The sequence below is a fragment of the Segatella cerevisiae genome (genome assembly GCF_024054555.1).
In the GTDB taxonomy this organism is placed as follows: domain Bacteria; phylum Bacteroidota; class Bacteroidia; order Bacteroidales; family Bacteroidaceae; genus Prevotella; species Prevotella cerevisiae.
In genome coordinates, this window is record NZ_JAMXLY010000093.1 from 1 (window position 1) to 2,262 (window position 2,262).

Here is a 2,262-nt window from a genome sequence, read left to right on the forward strand (position 1 = left end):
TACCTTTGCCTTAAAACTTGGTTCAAACTTACTTCTTCTTCCCATTTCTGTTCCTTTCTTACTTAGTGCAAAGATAAACAATATTCTTTAACTTTAGCACCTGTACTAAAATTGGGGAGTATTATAATCAACTATAAAGAGAGAAAGAGGAACAGATTATCCTTTTTCACGAAAATTCTCATTTTCTTTAACCGTTAGATTTTAAAACTATGAAGAAATTATATATATTAATTTGTATTGTTGCACTTTCGTTTTTTTCATGTAATGATTGGCTTGACGTTACTCCAAAATCTGAGATTAAATCAGAAACTCTTTATAAAAGCGAAGATGGATATAAAGAGGCTTTAAATGGGGTTTACATTAAAATGGCTAGTGCTGATATGTATGGTGAAGATGCCTCTATGTATTATTTAGATGGGCTGGCGAGAATGTGGACAATTCCAACTACAACGACCTCTACTCTTTACGAACTGTCAAACCATCAGTATACAAATAGTTCTGTAGAAAGTGCTATTAGTAATTTATTTATGAACTATTATAATGCCATTGCTCAATTAAATGATATCCTCGATAATTTAAATAATTCAACGGTGAAGTTTTCATATGATAATGATAAATTGATTAAAGGAGAGGCTTTAGGACTTCGTGCCTTTTTGCATTTAGACTTACTAAGATTATTTGGACCTGTCCCTTCTGAAGCAAATGACAGTGTTAAGACTATCCCTTATGTTACAGAAATAACCAATGAAAATTCTAAATTAACTTCTAAAAGTTGGAAAGAGGTAACGTCGGATATAGAAAGTGACTTACTACAATCGGCCAATTTACTAAAAAAATATGATCCAATAGTACGTACGACAATAGATAGTTTAAAAAACACTTCATTTATGGGTAAAGGAAATATCCCTAATGATTCTTGGCAGTTACTGCGACAGGGACGATTTAATTATTACGCAGTATTGGGAACTCTTGCTAGGTTTTATCATTGGATTGGCAATAATAGTAAAGCGATACAATGTGCAAAAATGGTCATTGATTCTGGGAAATTTCAATTGTACAATGAAGTTTCATTTTCAGGATCTGATGCAAGTTTAGATATGTACTCTGAGCATTTGTTTGGATTAGAGAACCCTAATCAGCAAACAATATTAGAGCCAATTTTTAAGGGGGAAACTCCCCTTTTAACACAAACTTCTGATTATACTGATGCGGCCTATGAAAGTTCGATACATGTAAATGACATTCGGTATGCAAATCATCGTTATTGGGAAGTTACAACTTATCAAAATTCAACAAAAGTCAATCATTTTTACAAATATACCGGAAATAATAATATAACTACAGACAATAGAGTTCCTTTATTGCGTTATGTAGAAATGTATTTTATACTTATAGAGGATTTACCATTAGCGGAAGCTAAAAATTATTTTGTAAAATATCGACAATCACGAGCTTTATCAAGTACAATTGATGAAACATCTACATCTGATGAAGTTTCTTTGCTTTCACGCCTTGAAAAAGAATATCGTAAAGAATTTTATGGAGAAGGACAAATGTTTTTTTTCTATAAAAAACATAATTATGATCATTTCACATGGCCGACAAATTATACGGTTCCTAGTGGAGCTTACGATATTCCTTTACCTAAAGATCAAATTAATTTTGAATAATCAAATATGAAAACAAAATACGATAAAATTTTATGGCTCCCTTTGATCATATTATTCATCGGAGCTTGTGAAGTGAACAAAATGGAAGAATATGAGAATGTTCCAGCTATTTATTTTGCTAATGAAACTAACGGACAGCAAGACAGCCTAAGCTATTCCTTTTTTATTTTAGATACTTTAATAAAACGAGATACAATTCATATCAAGGTTTGTACAATGGGACTCCCTACAGATCATGTTCGTCCTATAAAATTAGCTCAGATAAATACACCTGATTCTAATGCAGCAGTGCCTGGTGTGGATTATGTGCCTTTCGATGATCCCGAAATAAAGGATTCTATGATTATACCTTCTGGTGCTGTATCTGCAGAAATACCAGTTATTTTATTACGTAATAAAGATTTGGCACTTTCTGAGAAAAGTTTAGAGATAGAAGTAGAATCAAATGATTATTTCAGACCACTAGTGTCTTAGCCTGGAAAAAGTTGACTTAAAGAAGTTAAATTTAAATCAGGAAAGAGATGAAAAAATATTACGAATTTACGGAAGCAGAGCAACGGTCAGTACTGAAGGATTACTACGAAGGCTGTAT

The 2,262-nt window shown here is 32.1% G+C and carries 2 protein-coding genes; both read left to right on the forward strand.

The genetic code is table 11. The features are described from left to right. Positions 1-209 precede the first annotated feature (209 nt). Positions 210-1,670 carry a RagB/SusD family nutrient uptake outer membrane protein gene (locus tag NG821_RS12395; protein WP_252761970.1) on the forward strand — a complete coding sequence of 487 codons (1,461 nt, stop codon included), beginning with the start codon at positions 210-212 and terminating at the stop codon, positions 1,668-1,670. Positions 1,671-1,676: 6 nt separating this feature from the next. Further along, positions 1,677-2,144, forward strand: coding sequence for a DUF4843 domain-containing protein (locus tag NG821_RS12400; RefSeq protein ID WP_252761971.1), 468 nt, complete (start codon positions 1,677-1,679; stop codon positions 2,142-2,144). The last annotated feature ends 118 nt before the right edge of the window (positions 2,145-2,262 follow it).

What these genes read in the sequence shown, in the direction of transcription:
- NG821_RS12395 (WP_252761970.1), top strand. Translation starts at nt 210, where the DNA reads ATGAAGAAATTATATATATTAATTTGTATTGTTGCACTTTCGTTTTTT.
- NG821_RS12400 (WP_252761971.1), top strand. Translation starts at nt 1,677, where the DNA reads ATGAAAACAAAATACGATAAAATTTTATGGCTCCCTTTGATCATATTA.